Consider the following 19,636-nt stretch of genomic DNA (forward strand, 5'->3'; position numbering starts at 1 on the left):
TTCACTCCAATCTTTTAATTGCCGCCTTTTTCGCCAGCGACTCCTTTTTCAAGTGCTTTCCATGAAAGGGTGGCACATTTAATCCGGGCCGGGAATTTCGAAACGCCTTGAAGAGCTTCAATATCCCCGAGATCTATCGAGTCGTCATACTCTTTCCCTTGCATCATGTCTGAGAAAATCTTAGACATGGAAAGGGCGGTATCAATATCTTTTCCTTTAATGGCCTGCGTCATCATGGAAGCTGAAGCCATGGAGATAGAACAGCCTTCCCCTTCAAACTTCGCTTCCTGAACGGTATCGCCGTCAAGCTTCATTGTCAGTCTGATCCGGTCGCCGCAAGTCGGGTTGTTCATATCGACGACGATGCTGTCATCCAAAACCCCTTTGTTGCGCGGATTTTTGTAATGATCCATGATCACTTGTCTGTATAATGTATCTAAATTTGCATTAAAAGACATTTGTAAAGTACTCCTTTGTCTTTTGGAGGGCTTCCGCGAGCTTATCGATCTCTTCCTCTGTATTATACAGATAAAAACTTGCTCTCGCAGTAGCAGATACATCCAGCCATTTCATGAGCGGCTGGGCGCAATGATGGCCGGCTCTGACCGCAATGCCCTCAGCATCGAGGACAGTCGCGACATCATGAGGGTGAACCTCATCAAGATTAAATGTCACAAGTCCCGCCCGCTCTTTCGGACCGTATACCGTCACGCCGTCTAGCTGCTCGAAACGGTCAAGCGCATAGGCTGCAAGCTTATGCTCATGCCGGGAAATCTCGTCGAGTCCGATCTCTTCAAGAAAATCAATCGCGGCTCCCAATCCGATCGCGCCTGCGATAATCGGCGTGCCTGCTTCAAATTTCCACGGAAGCTCTTTCCAAGTTGATTCATAAAGCCCTACAAAGTCGATCATTTCGCCGCCAAATTCGGCCGGCTCCATATTCTCAAGCAGTTCTTTCTTGCCGTACAGCACGCCGATTCCCGTCGGGCCGCACATTTTATGGGAAGAAAGCGCGAAGAAGTCGCAATCCAAGTCCTGAACGTCGATTTTCATGTGCGGTGTGCTTTGCGCCCCGTCCACCACGATGACCGCGCCATTGTCATGAGCGATTTTGGCGATCTCTTTAATCGGGTTGATCGTGCCGAGCACATTTGACACATGAGCGACTGCCACGATCTTCGTATGGCTTGTGACAGTCTGCCGGACGTCGTCCAGTGAAAGCGTGCCGTCTTCCTGCATCGGGATATATTTTAAAGTCGCGCCGGTTGCTTTTACTGCCTGCTGCCACGGAATGATATTCGCATGATGCTCCATTTGGGTGATGACCACCTCATCACCGGGTTTTAAGCTGGCGCGGGCATAGCTCAGCGCCACCATATTCAGTGAAGTTGTCGTGCCTTTTGTGAAAATGACCTCAGCCATTGACTTCGCATTGATAAACTTACGGACTTTTTCACGCGCACCTTCATAGCCGTCTGTCGCTCTCGTGCCAAGAGTATGAACGCCTCTGTGGACATTGGAATTGTATTTGCTGTAATACTGATCCACTGCTTCAATGACAGCCCGCGGCTTCTGGGAAGTCGCCGCGCTGTCAAGGTACACGAGGTCATGTCCGTTCACTTGCTGATGAAGGATCGGGAACTGTTCACGAATATCGGTGATATTCATTATTTTACTTTCCTTTCGATGACGGAGACGAGCTGTTTCTTAACTCCTTCAATCGGAAGCTCTTTTACCACCGGAGCAAGGAATCCGTAAATGACTAAGCGCTCCGCTTCTTCTTTCGGAATTCCGCGGCTCATTAAGTAGTAAAGCTGGATCGGGTCCACACGGCCGACAGATGCCGCATGTCCTGCAGTTACATCGTCTTCATCAATTAAGAGAATCGGGTTTGCATCTCCGCGTGCTTTTTCACTCAGCATCAGGACGCGGGATTCCTGTTCAGCGTTTGCTTTAGACGCGCCGTGCTCGATTTTGCCGATTCCGTTAAAGATGGAAGATGCGGCATCTTTCATGACTCCGTGCTTCAGGATATAACCTTCAGAAGCCTTACCGAAGTGGATGATCTGCGTCGTAAAGTTTTCCGTCTGTTCTCCTCTTCCGACAACTACGGTTTTCGTATCGCCGTATGTGCCGTCTCCGTAGAGGTTTGTCGTATTTTCAGAAATCGTGTCGCCGTCGTTCATCAGTCCGAGCGCCCACTCGATTTTGCTGTCGCGTCCGCGCGCGGCTCCGCGGCGGTTGACGTATGTTGTGACACCTGCTGACAGGTTGTCAACGGCGCCGTACGTCACGCTGGCATTATCACCTGTGACCACTTCACTGATAATGTTGAATACCGCTTCTTTCGGATTCACTGTGCTGATGTAGTTCTCAACGTAAGTGACGGAGCTGTGGTCTTCAGCGACGATCAGCACGTGGTTGAACAATGCCGTGTCATTGCTTTCATGAACGTAAACGGCCTGAACAGGCGTCTCCACCTGAACGTTTTTAGGAACATAAAGGAATGCCCCGCCGTTCATTAATGCCGCATGAAGCGCAGTCAGTTTATGTTCGTCGACCTTAACGCCGTCTTTCATGAAATACTTCTCAACGAGGTCGCTGTGCTCACGGGCAGCCGTTAAGATGTCCGTGAAAATAACGCCTTTGTCTTTCAGTTCTTTGGAAAGAGAAAGGAAAGCAGGCGTTTGATCACGCTGCACATATAACGTTTTGTCTTCATTTTCAATATCGATCAGCGCTTTTGCTTCATCAGCTAAATCTTCTAAAGAAGCAAGCGGCGCGTTTTCTACTGTATGCTTGTTGAACTTTGTAAAGTTCCAATTTGTGATTTTTGTTTTATCAGGCTTAGGCAGCGGCAGATCTTCAGCTTTTTCAAGAGCCTGTAAGCGCAGGTTTTTCAGCCAGGCAGGTTCTTGATGCTTTTCGGAAAAGCCTTTGACATATTCCTGATCTACGGATAGTTTCGTTTCCAATGTCATGATTATCCCCCTAACGCTTACGCTTCTTGGCCTACAGTTTCGTCTTCAATGCCTAGTTCTTGTTTAATCCAGTCATAACCTTCCGCTTCAAGGCGCTGTGCAAGCTCCGCGCCGCCGGATTTCACTACGCGTCCCTGCATCATAACGTGAACGACATCAGGCGTGATGTAGTTCAGAAGGCGCTGATAGTGAGTGATCATTAAGCAGCCGAAGTTTTCACTGCGCATTTTGTTGATTCCTTTAGAAACGACTTTAAGCGCATCGATATCAAGACCTGAATCGATCTCGTCAAGAATGGCGATTTTCGGCTCGATCATCATAAGCTGAAGGATTTCGTTGCGTTTTTTCTCCCCGCCTGAGAAACCTTCGTTCAGGTAACGCTGCGCCATTTCAGGGTCCATTTCAAGGAACTCCATGTTTTCGTCCATTTTGCGGATGAATTTCATAAGAGAAATTTCATCGCCTTCTTCACGGCGTGCGTTAATCGCAGAGCGAAGGAAATCGGCATTTGTCACACCGCTGATTTCGCTTGGATACTGCATCGCAAGGAAAAGACCCGCCTGAGCGCGCTCGTCCACTTCCATTTCCAGTACATCTTTGCCGTCAAGCGTGATGCTGCCTTTTGTAACTTCGTATTTCGGGTGTCCCATAATCGCTGCTGAGAGCGTGGATTTACCGGTACCGTTCGGCCCCATGACAGCGTGGAATTCGCCGCCTTTTATTTCAAGGTTTACACCTTTTAAGATCTCTTTTCCTTCGATTTCAACGTGAAGATCCTTGATCGTTAATGTTGAAGCAGCCATATCTATACCTCCAAAATATATAATCATTATTCTCAATTTATTCTCATTCTAATTTTATAACAAATGAAAAGTAAATACAACTTTTTATATTACCCGGAACATTCCTAAAGTTTATCAAAGATCAAGGCGTAATTAAAGCTGTTTGAAACAGAAAAAGGGCGGAAATCCACCCTTTTTTACTGACCGATTTTCTCATTAAGCTGCGCTGCGAGGAACTTGCTTTTTTGATATTCAAGCTCCCTCTGCCGTTCGACTTCCATCCTTTTTGAAAGACGCCGTCCGTATTCCTCGTAGCCGATGCCGTGTGACTTCTGCATCGCTTTTTCCATTTCAGGCGTATAGTCAAGGTCCAGTCTCTCGTGGCTGGTGCAGATAATGAATCAATCCCTTCATCTATTTGTTTCTATTGTAACAATGATCCGCTGCTCCGGCCAAAGGGAGTGTGCCCCTGAATCCTTTCGAATGTGCCGGAATCCGGCGCTCGCTTTATCTGAAAAACGGTATTCACACGATTGCTCTTTCTAATGCGTCGTATGTCCGAATTCCTGAATGCACTGCTGCACGAGGGTCACTCCCTGACTGAGAGCCGCGCCGCCCCCGAATGCCGCCGCGACGCTGATGACCTCAAGGATGTTTTCTTCTGTCGCCCCTTGGTCAAGGCAGCCCTTCGTATGATAAATCATGCAAAATTCATCTTGAGCGCTGATGCTGATGCCCAGAGCGATTAATTGTTTCTCTTTTTCAGTTAATGAATCCGCTGAGAAACACTGTTCAGTAAATTCATTAAACTTCCGCCCCATCATCGGCATTTTTTGCTCGAATATACCTAAACCTTCTTTATATTGTTTCAGTGCGTCGTGCACGCTTTTTCCGTTTTCCTGGTATTGAGCCACTGCCATTCCCTCCAATCGTTAACCTTCCTTTTTATTATGGACAGTTCTCCGATTAATACCCGAAAAAAAACCCCGGATGATTCATCCGGGGTTTTCGCTTTATTCAGATACGGGAAGCACGGCTCCGTTGTATTTTTTCTCAATAAAGTCTTTGATTTTCTTAGAGTGAAGCACTTCCATAAGCGCTTTGATTTTCTCTGATTTTTCGTCACCTTTGCGTACGGCGATGATGTTTGCGTACGGGTTGTTTTTCGTTGATTCCACTTGAATCGCATCTTTTAACGGATTCAGTTTGTTTTGAATCGCATAGTTGACGTTAATGAAGACTGCATCGCCTTCTTCTTCATTATATGCTTTCGCCGTTAATTCAGGGGCGATTTTTTTGAATGTCAGGTTTTTCGGGTTTTTCGTAATGTTTTTCGTAGTGGCTTCAATCGTTTTTACCTTCGGATCAAGTGTGATCAGTCCGGCTTTTTCAAGCATCGCCAGCATACGGCCTTGTTCAGCGACATTGTTAGTCATGATGATGGTCGCGCCTTTAGGCAGGTCTTTCAGTGATTTGTATTTTTTCGTGTAAATTCCGAATGGCTCAAGGTGAACGGCTCCGGCATTCACGAGTTTGTAATCTTTATTTTCTTTCATTTCCTGTTCAAGGTAAGGAACGTGCTGGAAGTAGTTCGCATCCACTTCATTATCAGCTAACGCTTTGTTGTACATTTTGTAATCGTTCAGCACTTTTACTTTTAATGTGTAGCCTTTTTCCTTCAAGAGCGGTTCCGCTTCTTTTAAGATTTCAGCATGCGGTGTTTTTGTCGCGGCGACGACGATTTCCTTTTTATTTGAGCCGTTTGATCCGCAGGCGGCCAAAACTCCCGCGAACACAAGCAGCAGCGCACTTAATACAATCTTTTTCAATGTAAATCCTCCCTTATCTTTTGTCTATTATATTTGTAATCACATCACCGATAATCTGAATGATAAAGACGATGATGAGTATAAATACTGTCGCTATAAATGTTACATCCGTATTATTGGACTGGTAGCCTTCTACGTATGCAAGGTTTCCGAGTCCGCCTGATCCTATGGCGCCGGCAATGGCGGTAGATCCGATCAGGGCGATGGCCGTAACGGTGATGCCGGAAATTAACGCAGGCATTGATTCAGGAATCAGCACTTTGAAGATAATCGTCGATGTCTTTGCTCCCATTGATCTGGCAGCTTCGATGACTCCTTTATCGACTTCCCGGAGCGCAATTTCCGCAAGACGGGCGTAAAACGGCGCGGAGCCGATAATCAGCGCCGGCAATGCGGCGTTCGGTCCTAAAATCGATCCGACCAAAATCTTAGTAAAGCCGAGAAGCAGAATAATTAAAATAAGAAACGGAATAGACCTGAAAATATTAACGACCGCCGCAATCACGGTGTTAATGATTTTATTTTCCCATAAGCTTCCCTTGCCCGTTAAAAAGAGCAGAAGACCGAGAATCGCTCCGATGATAAATGAAAAAACTAATGCGATGACCGTCATATAAAGGGTCTCGTATGTGGCCGTCCACAGCTCGGTTATATCAACGTTCGGGAACCATTTTTCAAACATTTGTGATCACCTCTGCTTCTACCTGTTTGTCTTTGATGAATCGGATCACGTTTTCTACTTCTTTTTCCTGACCGTCAATATGAATGAATAAAGAACCGTAGGCTCCGTCCTTCGTCTGTGAAATTTTCCCCTGCAGAATATTGACGTCCACATCAAAGTTTCGGATCATTTCCGTAATGAGGGGCTGCTCGGCGGCCTGCCCGACAAATGAAAGCTGAATCGTTTTTCCTGTCGCTGTTTCCTGCAGAAAATGCTGGATGGTTTCTTTCGTCTCCTCCGGTTCTGTCACCTGCTGAACGAAACGCTTGGTCATCGGTTCGCGCGGGTTTCTGAAAACTTGGAGTACTTCGCCTTCTTCAACGACTTTCCCGTTTTCCATGACGGCGACTCTGTTGCAGATTTTTCGGATGACGTGCATTTCATGGGTAATGAGCACGATCGTCAGACCGAGTCTGTCATTTATATCGGATAAAAGATCCAAAATTGAATCGGTCGTCTGCGGATCAAGCGCTGATGTCGCTTCATCGCACAGAAGGACTTTCGGATTATTGGCGAGCGCCCGGGCGATGCCGACACGCTGCTTTTGACCGCCGCTCAGCTGCGACGGATAAGATTTTTCTTTCCCCTCTAATCCGACCAGTTTAATCAATTCATCAGCGCGGCGGACCCGTTCGCTTTTTTTCACGCCGGCGATTTCCAGCGGGAACATAATGTTCTCCCGGACGGTGCGCGACCACAGAAGGTTAAAATGCTGGAAGATCATGCTGATTTCCTGGCGCGCTTTTCTCAGTCCGCGGCTGCTTACTTTATTTAATTCCGTCCCCGCGACTTCCACGGTTCCCGACGTCGGCTTTTCAAGGCCGTTCAGGAGACGGATTAAGGAACTTTTACCAGCTCCGCTATATCCTATAATTCCAAATATTTCGCCCTTTTTGATATCAAGAGTGACATCTTGGACAGCATTGACATCCCCATGCTTCGCTTTGTAAATTTTTGAAACATTTTGAAGATGGATCAAAGCAATCACCCGCCTTACACTATTCTAAGAAATCTTCCGGGTTTCTCCGCAAAAGAAAAGCCTTTCTGCAAAAATGAGCAGAAAGGCTTATTGAAAAAGGCCTTTCTCTCATCTTTCAAAGCAGACCGCTTCGAGTGAATTGGCACCATTTCAACATTGTTGATGGTTGCCGGGCTTCATAGGGCACTTCCCTCCACCTCTCTTGATAAGAGAAAACATATCGTATTTTCGTCCGGAAATTCTTACTGTAGAATAGCACGGTGAATGATAAAAAGTCAATAAAATAAATATTGGAAGCTATTGTCACATAGTAGATTGGCAGTTTAAGGCCGTTTACTGATCGCCTGAAAAAATCCGTTTGTCAGCCAGAGGATGGCCTCCAGCTTCAGCAGAGCTCTGAATGATCCTTTCACTTTGAGTTTTCCGCTTTGGATAAGCTTTTGCAAAGAGACATCACCATGCAGGAGATGGATGATTTCCGTCTGGTTTCCGTAAAAGGTCAAATTAGATTTTTCCTTTGAAACCGACGTTTTTCTCATTTCTCCCTGTCCGTTAATTGAGACCGTTAAGGCTTCTGTTTCTCCTTGGAATGTAATCAGCAGCGTTGAGGCGTTTAATAGCGGTTTCAAAAACAGATGCTGTCCGTCATTCTCTGAAACTTCTATTTTCTCCACTCGTATAACCTCCCGTTTTAATGGCCATACATACACTTTCTCTTTTTAACGGACAGAACCCTTTATAAACCGCACGACATTTTCCTGTAAATATTGTCACATCGGGAACGTTTGCGATGTTTTTTGTTTAATCAGCTCATATAAATAAGAAACGGAGCGGAAGGCGTATCCTTTCTCAACAAGCTCTCCGCCTTTAAACAGCAAAAAGCACGGAACGCTTTCAATCTGATAGGCTTTGGCGAATGCGGGGGAATAATTTACGTTGTTTTTATAGAAGGCGGCGCCGGGCAGCATTTCTTCAACGACAGTAAGCATTTTGGACGCCAGCTGGCATGTGCCGCAAAACGGGGTGTACAAATACAGGAGATAAACGTCATCCTGAATCGATTCGAGTTCATTTTCTTGGAGTTCTTTCATGGTTACCACCTCAGGTCGTTCTTTTTCAAAAATACAGTGTCAGCATCAAAGCCGGCTCTGATCAGCACAGATGCGAGATGTTGGCCCGGGCACGACTCGACTTGCCTGTATGTTCTGTCTATATAAATATGGCGCGCTTCGGGAAGCTCCCGTTTCAGCTGTTTTCTTAATTTTTCTCCGGAGTCATCTGCGTCCGTTAAAATATAGACGTCTCTGTCAAACAGGCGGTCCGCCAAATCTTCCAGTTCGGTTTGGCCGATCGTCCCGTTTGTACAGACGATTTCCGCGGGTTCGATGAGCACTTCGCTGACTTTGATTTTATCAGATTTTCCTTCTACGATAATGACCTTTTCATCTCCGTTGTACATAAGCGCGTCACCTGCCGATTGTTTTAGCGTCAGATTGAAAAAGAAGGCAGTGAAATTCACCGCCAACTGTTAACACCAGCCATTCTCATAATCGCAATCGACATATTTCGGATCGCTGCCGTTTATGACATCGGCTGTTTTATAAAATTTTTGATTTTCAAATGAAAAGCCCTGTTTGAGCTCGTACTGGTCCATGCCTGTCATCTCGCCGATGGCTTCATTTTCATGAAACAAGGAAAACCGGCCGTTTTGAAAGCGGCCCGTAACGTTCTCCGTCACATCGACCTTTTGTTTATCAAAAGCCATTTTAGACACCTCCCGTTACAGATAGAATGTCCAAATGGCCCCTTTGCTATCCGATCAGTCTTCCTGTGTCATTTCGTCATATTGCTCGGAAGTCATGAGGTTTTCGATTTCTTCAGCATCAGCCGGTTCCACGACGATCATCCACGCTTTTTCATACGGAGACTCGTTTACGAATTCAGGACTGTCATCAAGGTCTTCGTTCACTTCCGTCACCGTTCCGTTAATCGGTGCGTACAGTTCGGATACGGTTTTGACGGATTCCACGCTGCCGAATGGCTCGTCCGCTTTAATTTCGGCGCCGACTTCCGGAAGCTCGACAAAGACGATGTCGCCAAGTTCGGCTTGCGCGAAATGTGTAATCCCGATGCGGGCTTTTCCGTCCTCAACTTTGACCCATTCGTGCTCTTTGGAATAACGCATATCTTTCGGTGTGCTCATCTAAATCCCTCCATTTTTTTCTTATAATAAGAAGATACCATAATTCTTTGAACCTGGCATTACATCCAATATTTTTCGAATTGGTCTTCTTTAAAGCCGACAGTGACTTTTTCGCCGTCTGTCGTAATCGGGCGTTTCAGGAGCATACCGTCTGATGCCAGGAGTTCAAGCTGTTCATCCTCTGACATGTGGTACAGTTTTTCCTTTAAGTTCAGCTCGCGGTATTTCATTCCGCTCGTGTTGAAAAACTTTTTGAGCTCAAGACCGCTCTTCTCATAGAGGTCTTTAATTTCTTCTTTCGACGGAGTTTCCTCCGCGATATGTATTTCGTTTATTTCCTTACCGCGGTCTTCCAGCCATTTTTTCGCATTACGGCACGTTCCGCATTTAGGGTACCAGTAAAAATTTAACGACATCTTCTTCACCCCTTGTAAATGATCGTCGTTATTTTAACACAATCACTTGTAAAAACCTATAACGTTGCTTCATGAAAAAGCGCCCCTGATGAAGGAGCGCTTTCAGCATGTGATTAGACCGTATATTTTTCTTCACGGAAGACGGCGGCTGCCGCTTCACGTTTTTTCTGAATGAGGTTTTTCGGTGTCAGGCGCGTCAGTTTGCGCAGCACGGAAAGCATCATGCGGAGGGAGTCTCCTTCCTCCATGGCGATCAGTGATTCTTTGGCGTGCGCTTCAATGGTCTGAAGGGCTTCCTGGGCAAAGATTTCCGTATATAACAGCTTCTGCGCGGCTTTTTCGGCACCGTCCGCCGCAATTGCTTTTTCCGTTCTGAGGACGGCAGATTCCAAAGCGTACAGCGCGCTGACAATATCGGCAATGTTCACCATGATTTCCTGCTCGCCTTCGATCTCTTTGCCGTATTTCTGCGCCGCGAGACCCGCTGTCAAGAGGGCGATCTTTTTCGCCTGTCTGACAATGTATTTTTCCTGTTCGAGAGGTTCTGAGCCCGGCTCTTCAGGCATCAGCATCATGAGCTCTTCCTGGAGCGCTTTCGCTTTTTCAAAGAGCGGAAGCTGCCCTTTTACGGCTTTTTTCAGGAACGTGCTCGTTACGATCAGGCGGTTGATTTCATTTGTGCCTTCAAAAATTCTGTTGATTCTTGAGTCGCGATAGGCACGCTCCACTTCATATTCCTGCATAAATCCGTAACCGCCGTGAATTTGAACGCCTTCATCGGCAATATAATCAAGCGTTTCAGAACCGCACATTTTGTTGAGCGAACATTCAATCGCGTACTCGGCGATTGACTTCGCGACTTCGCGTCCGTCCTTTTGCTCCTCTTCCGTCAGTCTGCTCATATTATCTTCGAATAAGCCCACTGTTCTGTATACAGAGCTCTCCATCGCGTAAAGCCGAGCTGACATCGTCGCAAGCTTTTCCTGAGTGAGAGTGAAGCTTGAGATCGGCGTTTTAAATTGCCGGCGCTGGTTCGCATAAGCGGCAGACAGCTCAATCACCCGTTTTGAAGCGCCGATTGTGCCGACGGCAAGCTTGTAGCGCCCGATATTCAGAATATTAAAGGCGATGACATGGCCTTTTCCGATTTCGCCGAGAAGGTTTTCTTTCGGGACTTCCGCCTGATCTAAAATCAGCGTTCTTGTCGATGAACCCTTAATCCCCATTTTTTTCTCTTCCGGGCCCGTAGACACGCCCGGATAGTTCTTTTCTACGATAAATGCGGAAAATTTATCTCCATCCACTTTAGCGTAGACGACAAAGACATCTGCAAAGGCGGAGTTTGTAATCCATTGCTTTTCTCCGTTAAGAATATAGTGTGTGCCCGCTTCATTCAAAACAGCCGTGGTTTTCGCGCCGAGGGCATCTGAACCTGAACCGGGCTCAGTTAAGGCGTATGCCGCGATTCTTTGTCCTGAAGCCAAGTCCGGCAAATAGGTTTTCTTCTGTTCTTCCGTTCCGAAGAACACGATCGGCAATGAGCCGATACCGACGTGAGCGCCGTAAGACAGCGAAAAGCTGCCGGCACGTGAAAACTTTTCCGTAATGAAGGCTGAACTGATTTTATCCAGGCCGATTCCGCCGTACTCTTCAGGCACGTCTGCTCCGAGGAGGCCGAGATCTCCGGCTTTTTTCAGCAGTCTGACCGAATGCTCGAACTGATGGTTTTCAATTTCATCGATATAAGGAAGCACATCGTTTACGACATAGTCTTCTGTCGTTTTGCCGATCATTTTATGTTCGTCTGTAAAGTCCTCCGGAGTGAATATTTGATCATATCCCGTCTCTTCAATCAGAAAGCTGCCGCCTTTTTTGACGTTGACCGTTTCCTGTTTCATGCTTCGTTTCCCCCTTGTTTTAAATGAGCTCAAATACGCCGGCAGCGCCCATGCCGCCTCCGATGCACATCGTCACCACGCCGAATTGCTCGTTTCTCCGTTTCATTTCATGAATGAGTGACAGGGTCAGCTTCGTTCCCGTGCATCCGAGCGGATGTCCGAGCGCGATGGCGCCTCCGTTGACGTTCACCTTTTCTTCATCTATCCCAAGCGATCTGATGACTTGAATGGCCTGTGAAGCAAAGGCCTCATTCAATTCAAAAAGCCCGATATCCTGTAATTCGAGTCCGGCAAGCTTGAGCGCCCGCGGAATAGCTTCAATCGGACCTATCCCCATTACCTCAGGCGGAACGCCGCCTACGGCAAAGGAACGGAATTTGACAAGCGGCGCCAATCCGAGCGACGATGCTTTTTCGCGATCCATCAGCATGACAGCCGCCGCGCCGTCACTTGTTTGTGAAGAGTTCCCGGCCGTCACGGTTCCCGTTTTAGAAAAAGCCGGACGGAGCTTCGCCAAGACGTCAGCCGATGTGCCGGGACGAACGCCTTCATCTTGAGAAAAGGTAAATTGTTTTTTCCGCGGCTTATGGTCATCACCGACTTCTGTCAGCGATACTTCAACCGGCACGATTTCGTCATTGAATTTGCCTTCTTTAAGGGCTTTTGCGGCATTCTGATGGCTGCGGACGGCAAATGCATCCTGGTCTTCTCTGGATACGCCGTACGTTTCGGCGACCTGCTCCGCTGTGTGCCCCATGCTCATGTAATACTCAGGCGCATGCTCAGCCAAAGCGATATTCGGGCGGGTCACATGCCCCATCATCGGAACTTGCGACATGGATTCCGCACCGCCCGCAATGACGGTGTCTCCCGCGCCGATCATGATTTTTTCAGCACCGTAAGCGATGGATTGGAGCCCGGAAGAGCAGTAGCGGTTCACCGTAATGGCCGGCACCGTATGAGGAAGCCCCGCCAGCGCACCGATATTCCGCGCCATATTTAATCCTTGTTCGGCTTCAGGTGTTGCACAGCCGATAATTAAGTCATCGATATTTCCTTCATAGCCGCCTGCCCGTTTCAGCGTTTCTTTTACACAAAGCGCACCTAAATCATCAGGACGAACGGCTGCAAGCGATCCTTTTTTCGCTTTACCGACCGGGGTTCTCGCACCGGCCACAATGACTGCTTCTCTCATAAACACCCTCCTAGTTCCGTAAAGGTTTGCCTTTGACGAGCATATGCTGCATTCTCGCTTGAGATTTCGCCTCGCCAGCAAGGCTTAAAAAGGCTTCTCTTTCAACCTCGAGTAAATATTCTTCTGAAACCTCCGTGCCGAACGGGACTCTTCCGCCGGCAATGACATGGGCCAGCTTCTTCGCAATCTTCATATCGTGATCGGATAAATAACCCGACCGTCTCATTTGGTCTGCTCCGAGCAGTAATGCCGCACAGCCGGTTTCTCCGGTGACTTTCACTTTTTTGCGGGCAGGCGGGCGGTATCCGCTGTCATATAAGGAAGCAGCCAGCTGTTTCGCATCGTGCAGCAGGTGATCCTGATTCATGCTGATACGGTCTGCCGCGGACAAAATCTTCATATCACGGGCTTCGTGTGCCGAACCGGACACTTTGGCAAGCGCGATTGTTTCAAAGGTTTTGATCGCTGCGTCCATCAGTTCACTTCCGCCGTCCAAATAATTCATGTACAGCTCTTTGTTTCCTCCGCCGCCCGGAATAAGGCCGACGCCGGTTTCAACGAGACCCATATACGATTCGCTCGCCGCCTGAACGCGTGCCGCCGGGAGACAGACTTCCGTGCCGCCGCCGAGTGTCATCCCGAATGGCGCCGCGACAACGGGTTTAGCGCTGTATTTGATGTTCAGCATCGTCTGCTGAAAACGGCGGATGACAAAATCGACTTCCATGAAGTTATCATCCTGAGCTTCCATCAAAATCATCGCAAGGTTTGCTCCCGCGCAGAAATGTCTGCCTTGGTTTCCGATGACAAGTCCTTTATAATTCCGCTCCGTTTCCTCAAGCGCATTGTCAATCATCTGAATAATGTCTAAGCCGATCGCGTTGCTTTTCGTATGAAATTCCAGCAGCGCGACATCATCGCCGAGATCAATCAGACTTGCGCCGCTGTTTTTACTGATCACGCCTTTTGTTTCTTTTAACGTTTGCAGGCTGATCCGTTTCGGATTTTCTTTCACGGCCCTGTATTGACCGTCTGAATAGTAAAATGGTGTTCCGTTTTCCTTCATATAAAATGTTTCATGGCCCTGATCAAGCATTTCTTTCACCCAGCCGGGGAGTGCTGCGCCTTCTTCTTCGAGCCGCTCCGCTGATTTTCTGACGCCGATGGCATCCCACATCTCAAACGGTCCGAGCTCCCATCCGAAGCCCCATTTCATGGCGTCATCAATTGCTTTAATATCATCAGCGATCTCACCTAAAAGCCGGGCTGAGTATAAGAGTGTTTGCGATGTGATATTCCAAAGCAGGCGTCCGGCGCGGTCATCGGAATATACAAGCGTTTTCATTTTTCCTTTGGCACCCTTTGCCTGTTTGGCGGCTTCTAAAGCGGGCGTCTTCATTTTCGAACGCTCACCGTATGTCATGGTCAGCGGATCGAGTTCATATATTGTTTTACCTTCTTTTTTGTAAAAACCTTGGCCTGATTTGCTGCCCAGCCAATTGTTTTTCAGCATGTCATTCATAAATTCAGGAAGCTTAAACATGTCTTTTTCAGCGCCGTCGGCTTTATCATACACATTTTTTGCCACATGGGCGAACGTATCAAGCCCCACAACGTCAAGGGTTCTGAAGGTCGCGCTTTTCGGTCTGCCGATCAAAGGCCCGGTCACCGTGTCCACCTCGCCGATGCGGCAGCCGGAAGAAAGCATTTCTCTTACCGTGACCAGCAGGCCATACGTACCGATGCGGTTGGCGATAAAGTTAGGCGTGTCTTTTGCGATGACGACACCTTTCCCAAGCGTGTTTTCTGCAAATGAAGTCATAAACTCCAGTACGTCAGGATCTGTTTCCTGAATCGGAATGATTTCCAGAAGCTTTAAGTAGCGGGCCGGATTAAAGAAATGGGTTCCTAAGAAATGAGCTTTAAAATCGGCAGATCGGCCTTCCGCCATTTTTGTGACGGAGATACCGGACGTATTGCTCGACACGATGCTTCCCGGTTTCCGGTATTCATCAACGAGTGAGAAAATCTGTTTTTTTACGTCAAGATTTTCGACGACGACTTCAATAATCCAATCAGCATCCTTCAATTGAGCTGCGTCATCTTCCAAATTCCCCGCCGTTATATAGTCGAGATTGGCAGCCGAAGTCAGCGGCGCCGGTTTTTGCTTCAGCAGCTTTTGCATGGCCGATCGGCTCAGCCTGCTGCGGACCTCCGGGCTTTCTAATGTCAGCCCTTTTTTCATCTCATCCTTTGTCAGCTCGTTTGGCACAATATCAAGCAGCAGGACGGGAATTCCGATGTTAGCCAAGTGCGCGGCAATTCCGGACCCCATAACGCCTGATCCGAGAACGGCTGCTTTCTTTATAAACTTGTGCATGAGTCATCCCCCTTGAACTTTGAATGAATAGTCATTCATTTTTTCGGCAAAAAAAATGAAACCCTTTTCTTCTTTCATCTTAAAAGATTTTCAGGATGACTTCAATAGCAAATATGGAATTTTTTTAAATTTTTCGGCTTCCGCATGTTCCATGGCGCGGGCGGGAAACTTAAACCCGGAGGTGAAGGGAATGGTGCGAGGGAGAAAAGATCCGTCTTCTGCCGCAGTGAGCGCGGCCAGCATGAAAGGAAATGCGGGACCGAAGCAAAAATACGGCGGCGGCAAACGGACGAGCCAAAATCAGCAATATAAAAAAGACAACATGGAATAACATGCTGCGGCTGCTTTTTGGAGCAGCCGTTATTTTTTAAAGATCCCTTTCAGCACAAATGCCGCGTTTGCCGGGCGCTCGGCAATTCTTCTCATCAGGTACCCGTACCAATCGGTTCCATACGGGACATACACCCTCATCCTGTATCCTTCTTCGGCAAGCTCCTTCTGGCGCTCCGTTCTGATGCCGTACAGCATTTGGAATTCAAACTGCTCCCGGGGAATCTGATGTTCGCTGATGAGTGTTTTCGTATAAGAAATGATGTCATCATCATGTGTCGCCACCGCCGTTTCATGGCCGCTCAAAAGCTGCAGCTTAATCAGCTGCTGAAAATGAAGATCGGTTGCTTTTTTATCAGGGAACGCAACGGCCGCCGATTCTTTATAAGCGCCTTTTACAAGCCTGAGCCGCGGCTTGTATGGCATCAGACCGCTGATGTCTTCAGCTGCCCGGTACAAATAAGCCTGAATGACGGTGCCGAGCATCGGAAAATCCGGCTTGCACCGCTTATACAGCTTAAGCGTACGGTCGCATCTTGAATAGTCCTCCATATCAATCGTTACAGGCACGCAGCGTTCTTTTGCCTCCGTCAATATGTCTCTGACATGCTGTTCCGCGAGTTTCTCGGAAATATCCAGACCAATGGATGTTAATTTCAGCGACAGCTCACAATCCAGTTGATTCTCGGCAATCGCCCTGATTGCTTTTTTACATTCTTCCGCCGTCCTTTTCGCATCCTTCTCTGAACCGGCATATTCACCTAGATAATCAATCGAAGCCGACAGCCCTTTTTGGTTCAGCCGCTTTACCGTTTTCACAGCTTCCGTGAGTGTTTCCCCTGCAACGAACCTTCCCGCACCGAAGCGGATTCCGTAAGCCTGGGCGAATTTTGTAAGCATTTTATTTTTCGACAAAAATAAACATATGCTCCGCAGCAAAGATGAACTCCCTCCTTTTTCTTTTATGGTGTATGAATTTCCGATCGCAGAGAAAGCTAAAAAGAACAGAATTGAAGGAGGCGTTTATATGAACAACCAAGAGCAGAACGGAAACTTGCCGCCTGCCGTCATCTCAACGAAAGACCATTTGTATCTTGAGGACATGCTGAACTGGAATCTGCTTGCCATGAAAAAAGCGCATTTTATGGCGGAACACTGCCAGAATCAGACGTTAAAACAAGAGCTTGATCAAATCGGCCGGATGCATCAGAAACATTATCAGCACATATTGGGCCGCTTGAACCCCGATCAAGGCGGACAGACAACAACAGGCTATATGCAATAGGAGGACAATACATGGAACAGCAAAATCAAAAAATCACGAATCCGCAAACGCCCGTGCCCAATACGGCGCAAATGAATGACAGAGACTTGGTGAATGAGCTGCTGACGACGGAAAAATACATCACGGCTTCATATTGCACAGCCCTGCACGAGTTCAGCCACGAGTCTCTTTATCAAGATATTCAGGCGATTTTCGATGAGTCACAAAAAGCGCAAAGAAGATTATACGATGTGATGTTTCAAAATGGCTGGTATTCCATTGAAGCAGCCGATACCCAAAAGCTTCAGCAATCGTATCAGAAGTTCCAGCAGACTATTCAGCAGCAGTCTCCCTACCAGCAATAAAACGAAGAAGGATTTGATGTTTTCGACAAGCATCAATCCTTTTTTTATTTTTGCACAAAAAGATTGACTTATCATTAATCCTTATTTATATTTAACTAATGTTAATTATTTTCTCAAGGAACAAGATGAGGAGGAGTTATGAAAAACGCGGATCAATATGTGTCTGACATCCAGAAATCTCTTCAGACGCTGCTGCAAAACATACAGCCTGAAATGGTGGAAAGCATGGCAAAACACGAGGTGACGCCTGCCCAATTATTTGTTTTAGCCAGCCTGAAAAAATACGGGAGCTGCAAAGTTTCCGAAATTGCGGAACGCATGGAGGTAAAACCGAGCGCAGTGACGCTGATGGCCGACCGACTCGAACAAAAAGGACTTATCGTCCGCAAACATAACCAGCAGGACAGACGCGTCATCGACATCAGCCTCACCAAAAAAGGCGAAACAAAATTCGAAGAAGTTGTGGAAGGACGGAAAGCGATACTGGCGCGAAACCTGTCCGTTCTGACTGACGATGAACTGATTCAGTCCGTGAACATCATCCGTAAAGTAGCTGAAGCAGCCGAGAAATACGCGGCTGATCAAAAAGAAAACGAATAGAAAAGAGGAGCTGCCGAAACATGAGCATTGAAAAGAAAGATCCAAAACGCACATTATTAATAACCGGCTTAATCATCGCCATGTTTTTCTCAGCCCTTGACGGCACCATCGTAGGAACGGCGATTCCTAAAATCGTGGGTGACCTCGGGGGATTAAGCATGATGACGTGGCTGACCACGGCATATCTTTTAACTTCGACGACGATCGTTCCGATTGCGGGGAAACTTGCAGATTTATTGGGGCGCCGCGTCGTCTATGTGTCAGGTTTATTGATTTTTATGGGAGCTTCCGCACTGTGCGGAATGGCCAGCAACATGACGGAACTGATTATTTTCCGCGGACTTCAGGGAATCGGCGGCGGTGTCATGATGCCGATGGCTATGATCGTCATCGGGGATTTGTTCACAGGGAAACAGCGTGCCAAGTTCCAAGGGCTTTTCGGGGCGATTTACGGGCTTGCTTCCGTGATCGGCCCGCAAATCGGAGGATGGATTGTTGACTCATTAAATTGGAAATGGGTTTTCTATATCAACCTGCCTGTCGGAATTTTAGCCGTCATCTTTATCGCAAGAGGACTTCAAGGCAGAAAACAGACCGGGCCGATTAACTTTGACATCGCCGGCATTTTCACAATGATCGTCGGAATCGTCAGCCTCCTCCTCGCGCTCAGCTTCGGAGGAAAGGATTACGCATGGGGCTCTTGGCAGATTCTCGGTCTCTTTGCGCTTGCACTTGCCGGGATTGTCGGATTCATTTTCGCTGAAATCAAAGCAAAAGAACCGATTCTGCCGATGTACCTGTTTAAAAACAGAACGTTTACCGTATTGAATCTGATCGGCTTTTTCATGAGTATCGGCATGTTCGGCGCCGTCACGTTCGTTCCTTTCTTTATGCAGGGAATTATCGGAGTCAGCGCCACCGCGTCCGGCACGATTATGACGCCGATGATGGTATCTATGATTATCACAAGTATTATCGGAGGCCAGCTGGTTTATAAGATCGGTATTAAACCGCAAATCATGATCGGCATGCTGATCATGGCCGTCGGCTTCTTCTTATTAACGACCTTACAGCTGGATACAAGCAAGCTCGCGGCTACATGCTATATGGCCGTGATCGGTCTGGGAATGGGGCTCGTCATGCCGCTTCTCACACTCGCTCTGCAAGAAACGTTTTCAAAAGAAGAGCTGGGTGTTGTGACCTCTTCAAGCCAATTTTTCCGGATGATCGGGGGAACGTTCGGCATTACGGTGCTCGGCGCTGTCATGAATGCCAGATCAGGAAGCCTTTTAACCGACAGACTGGTGCCTTACTTAGACTCACTGCCGAAACAGGCAAGTGCCTTTGCCGCCCAGTTTAAAGGTATGATTGACAAGAATCCTGAAGGGCTGCTTCAATCCTTGTTCAGCCAGGAATCGATTAAGCAGATTCCGGCCGCATTTTCTTCCCATATCGTGCCGGTTTTGAAAACGTCACTGATGGATTCGCTTCACAGCGTGTTTTTCACAGGCCTGGCCTTTATCGCTGCCGGATTGATCCTCACGCTGTTTGTTAAATCAATTAAACTGACAAACAAAAAGACAGGCAAACAAGAAGAAAAGGCGAAAGCCGTTTAATAGAGAAAAATCCCGCGGATGCCGCGGGATTTTTTTATATCATCTGGGAATGACCAGTCTTCCGCCTCATTCGAAAT

At 47.4% G+C, this 19,636-nt stretch carries 24 protein-coding genes and 1 riboswitch; of the genes, 5 read left to right on the forward strand and 19 right to left on the reverse strand.

The features are described 5' to 3' along the window. Positions 1-14: 14 nt before the first annotated feature. The 18 genes from sufU to OTK50_RS11000 all read right to left on the reverse strand — a co-directional run bounded on the left by sufU (position 15) and on the right by OTK50_RS11000 (position 15,384). A complete protein-coding gene (gene sufU / locus OTK50_RS10915; protein WP_003151877.1) occupies positions 15-458 on the reverse strand; it encodes a Fe-S cluster assembly sulfur transfer protein SufU in 444 nt (147 codons plus the stop codon). Next, positions 448-1,668, reverse strand: coding sequence for a cysteine desulfurase SufS (gene sufS / locus OTK50_RS10920; protein ID WP_007410089.1), 1,221 nt, complete (start codon positions 1,666-1,668; stop codon positions 448-450). Before sufS ends, sufU begins: the two co-directional genes overlap by 11 nt. After that, a complete protein-coding gene (sufD, locus tag OTK50_RS10925) occupies positions 1,668-2,981 on the reverse strand; it encodes a Fe-S cluster assembly protein SufD (RefSeq protein ID WP_003151874.1) in 1,314 nt (437 codons plus the stop codon). Before sufD ends, sufS begins: the two co-directional genes overlap by 1 nt. 17 nt (positions 2,982-2,998) lie before the next feature. Beyond that, positions 2,999-3,784 (reverse strand): Fe-S cluster assembly ATPase SufC, encoded by a 786-nt coding sequence (gene sufC, locus OTK50_RS10930; RefSeq protein WP_003151872.1) that lies wholly within the window; start codon positions 3,782-3,784, stop codon positions 2,999-3,001. 176 nt (positions 3,785-3,960) lie between these two features. After that, entirely contained in the window at positions 3,961-4,113 is a 153-nt protein-coding gene (locus OTK50_RS10935; protein ID WP_003151857.1) for a hypothetical protein, read from the reverse strand. A 192-nt stretch (positions 4,114-4,305) separates the two neighbouring features. Next, the gene (locus OTK50_RS10940) at positions 4,306-4,683 is read right to left on the reverse strand and encodes a carboxymuconolactone decarboxylase family protein (protein WP_044801961.1); all 378 of its coding nucleotides are present in this window, start codon (positions 4,681-4,683) and stop codon (positions 4,306-4,308) included. A 93-nt stretch (positions 4,684-4,776) separates the two neighbouring features. After that, the gene (gene metQ, locus OTK50_RS10945) at positions 4,777-5,592 is read right to left on the reverse strand and encodes a methionine ABC transporter substrate-binding lipoprotein MetQ (protein WP_221664090.1); all 816 of its coding nucleotides are present in this window, start codon (positions 5,590-5,592) and stop codon (positions 4,777-4,779) included. Positions 5,593-5,605: 13 nt separating this feature from the next. Beyond that, complete coding sequence (locus OTK50_RS10950) at positions 5,606-6,274, reverse strand: methionine ABC transporter permease (protein WP_044801784.1); 669 nt, start codon at positions 6,272-6,274, stop codon at positions 5,606-5,608. Then, positions 6,267-7,292, reverse strand: coding sequence for a methionine ABC transporter ATP-binding protein MetN (gene metN, locus OTK50_RS10955; RefSeq protein WP_003151850.1), 1,026 nt, complete (start codon positions 7,290-7,292; stop codon positions 6,267-6,269). The genes OTK50_RS10950 and metN overlap by 8 nt, the downstream gene beginning before the upstream one ends. A 105-nt stretch (positions 7,293-7,397) precedes the next feature. Next, a riboswitch (SAM riboswitch) is annotated at positions 7,398-7,504 on the reverse strand. Positions 7,505-7,615: 111 nt separating this feature from the next. Then, complete coding sequence (locus tag OTK50_RS10960) at positions 7,616-7,966, reverse strand: SCP2 sterol-binding domain-containing protein (RefSeq protein ID WP_007410085.1); 351 nt, start codon at positions 7,964-7,966, stop codon at positions 7,616-7,618. A 96-nt stretch (positions 7,967-8,062) separates the two neighbouring features. Then, complete coding sequence (locus tag OTK50_RS10965) at positions 8,063-8,383, reverse strand: thioredoxin family protein (RefSeq protein ID WP_003151847.1); 321 nt, start codon at positions 8,381-8,383, stop codon at positions 8,063-8,065. 2 nt (positions 8,384-8,385) lie between these two features. Then, positions 8,386-8,751, reverse strand: coding sequence for a toprim domain-containing protein (locus OTK50_RS10970; protein WP_221664088.1), 366 nt, complete (start codon positions 8,749-8,751; stop codon positions 8,386-8,388). Positions 8,752-8,820: 69 nt separating this feature from the next. Then, positions 8,821-9,057 carry a YusG family protein gene (locus OTK50_RS10975; RefSeq protein WP_003151845.1) on the reverse strand — a complete coding sequence of 79 codons (237 nt, stop codon included), beginning with the start codon at positions 9,055-9,057 and terminating at the stop codon, positions 8,821-8,823. A 54-nt stretch (positions 9,058-9,111) separates the two neighbouring features. Beyond that, entirely contained in the window at positions 9,112-9,495 is a 384-nt protein-coding gene (gene gcvH, locus OTK50_RS10980; protein ID WP_003151844.1) for a glycine cleavage system protein GcvH, read from the reverse strand. A gap of 59 nt (positions 9,496-9,554) precedes the next feature. Next, the gene (locus tag OTK50_RS10985) at positions 9,555-9,911 is read right to left on the reverse strand and encodes an arsenate reductase family protein (RefSeq protein ID WP_003151843.1); all 357 of its coding nucleotides are present in this window, start codon (positions 9,909-9,911) and stop codon (positions 9,555-9,557) included. Positions 9,912-10,024: 113 nt separating this feature from the next. Next, entirely contained in the window at positions 10,025-11,809 is a 1,785-nt protein-coding gene (locus OTK50_RS10990; protein WP_221664087.1) for an acyl-CoA dehydrogenase family protein, read from the reverse strand. A gap of 19 nt (positions 11,810-11,828) precedes the next feature. Then, positions 11,829-13,004, reverse strand: a complete 1,176-nt coding sequence (locus OTK50_RS10995) for an acetyl-CoA C-acetyltransferase (protein ID WP_003151841.1) — start codon at positions 13,002-13,004, stop codon at positions 11,829-11,831. 10 nt (positions 13,005-13,014) lie between these two features. Beyond that, positions 13,015-15,384, reverse strand: coding sequence for a 3-hydroxyacyl-CoA dehydrogenase/enoyl-CoA hydratase family protein (locus OTK50_RS11000; RefSeq protein ID WP_221664085.1), 2,370 nt, complete (start codon positions 15,382-15,384; stop codon positions 13,015-13,017). 190 nt (positions 15,385-15,574) lie between these two features. Between OTK50_RS11000 and OTK50_RS11005 the strand changes: the two genes are divergently transcribed. Continuing rightward, positions 15,575-15,715 carry a YuzL family protein gene (locus tag OTK50_RS11005; RefSeq protein WP_003151836.1) on the forward strand — a complete coding sequence of 47 codons (141 nt, stop codon included), beginning with the start codon at positions 15,575-15,577 and terminating at the stop codon, positions 15,713-15,715. Between the two features lie 29 nt (positions 15,716-15,744). On the opposite strand, the gene OTK50_RS11010 is transcribed toward OTK50_RS11005, so the two are convergent. Beyond that, positions 15,745-16,653: a proline dehydrogenase family protein gene (locus OTK50_RS11010; RefSeq protein ID WP_221664081.1), complete on the reverse strand. Its 909-nt coding sequence runs from the start codon at positions 16,651-16,653 to the stop codon at positions 15,745-15,747. Between the two features lie 88 nt (positions 16,654-16,741). On the opposite strand from OTK50_RS11010, the gene OTK50_RS11015 reads away from it, so the two are divergent. The 4 genes from OTK50_RS11015 to OTK50_RS11030 all read left to right on the forward strand — a co-directional run bounded on the left by OTK50_RS11015 (position 16,742) and on the right by OTK50_RS11030 (position 19,559). Then, the gene (locus OTK50_RS11015) at positions 16,742-16,999 is read left to right on the forward strand and encodes a hypothetical protein (protein ID WP_012118389.1); all 258 of its coding nucleotides are present in this window, start codon (positions 16,742-16,744) and stop codon (positions 16,997-16,999) included. 11 nt (positions 17,000-17,010) lie between these two features. Next, positions 17,011-17,343 (forward strand): spore coat protein, encoded by a 333-nt coding sequence (locus OTK50_RS11020; protein ID WP_007613617.1) that lies wholly within the window; start codon positions 17,011-17,013, stop codon positions 17,341-17,343. A gap of 138 nt (positions 17,344-17,481) precedes the next feature. After that, the gene (locus tag OTK50_RS11025) at positions 17,482-17,943 is read left to right on the forward strand and encodes a MarR family winged helix-turn-helix transcriptional regulator (RefSeq protein WP_032876626.1); all 462 of its coding nucleotides are present in this window, start codon (positions 17,482-17,484) and stop codon (positions 17,941-17,943) included. A 20-nt stretch (positions 17,944-17,963) separates the two neighbouring features. Beyond that, positions 17,964-19,559, forward strand: a complete 1,596-nt coding sequence (locus OTK50_RS11030) for an MDR family MFS transporter (RefSeq protein WP_007410079.1) — start codon at positions 17,964-17,966, stop codon at positions 19,557-19,559. Positions 19,560-19,636: the final 77 nt, after the last annotated feature.

The organism is Bacillus sp. NEAU-CP5, from assembly GCF_026420705.1.
Lineage (GTDB): Bacteria > Bacillota > Bacilli > Bacillales > Bacillaceae > Bacillus > Bacillus velezensis.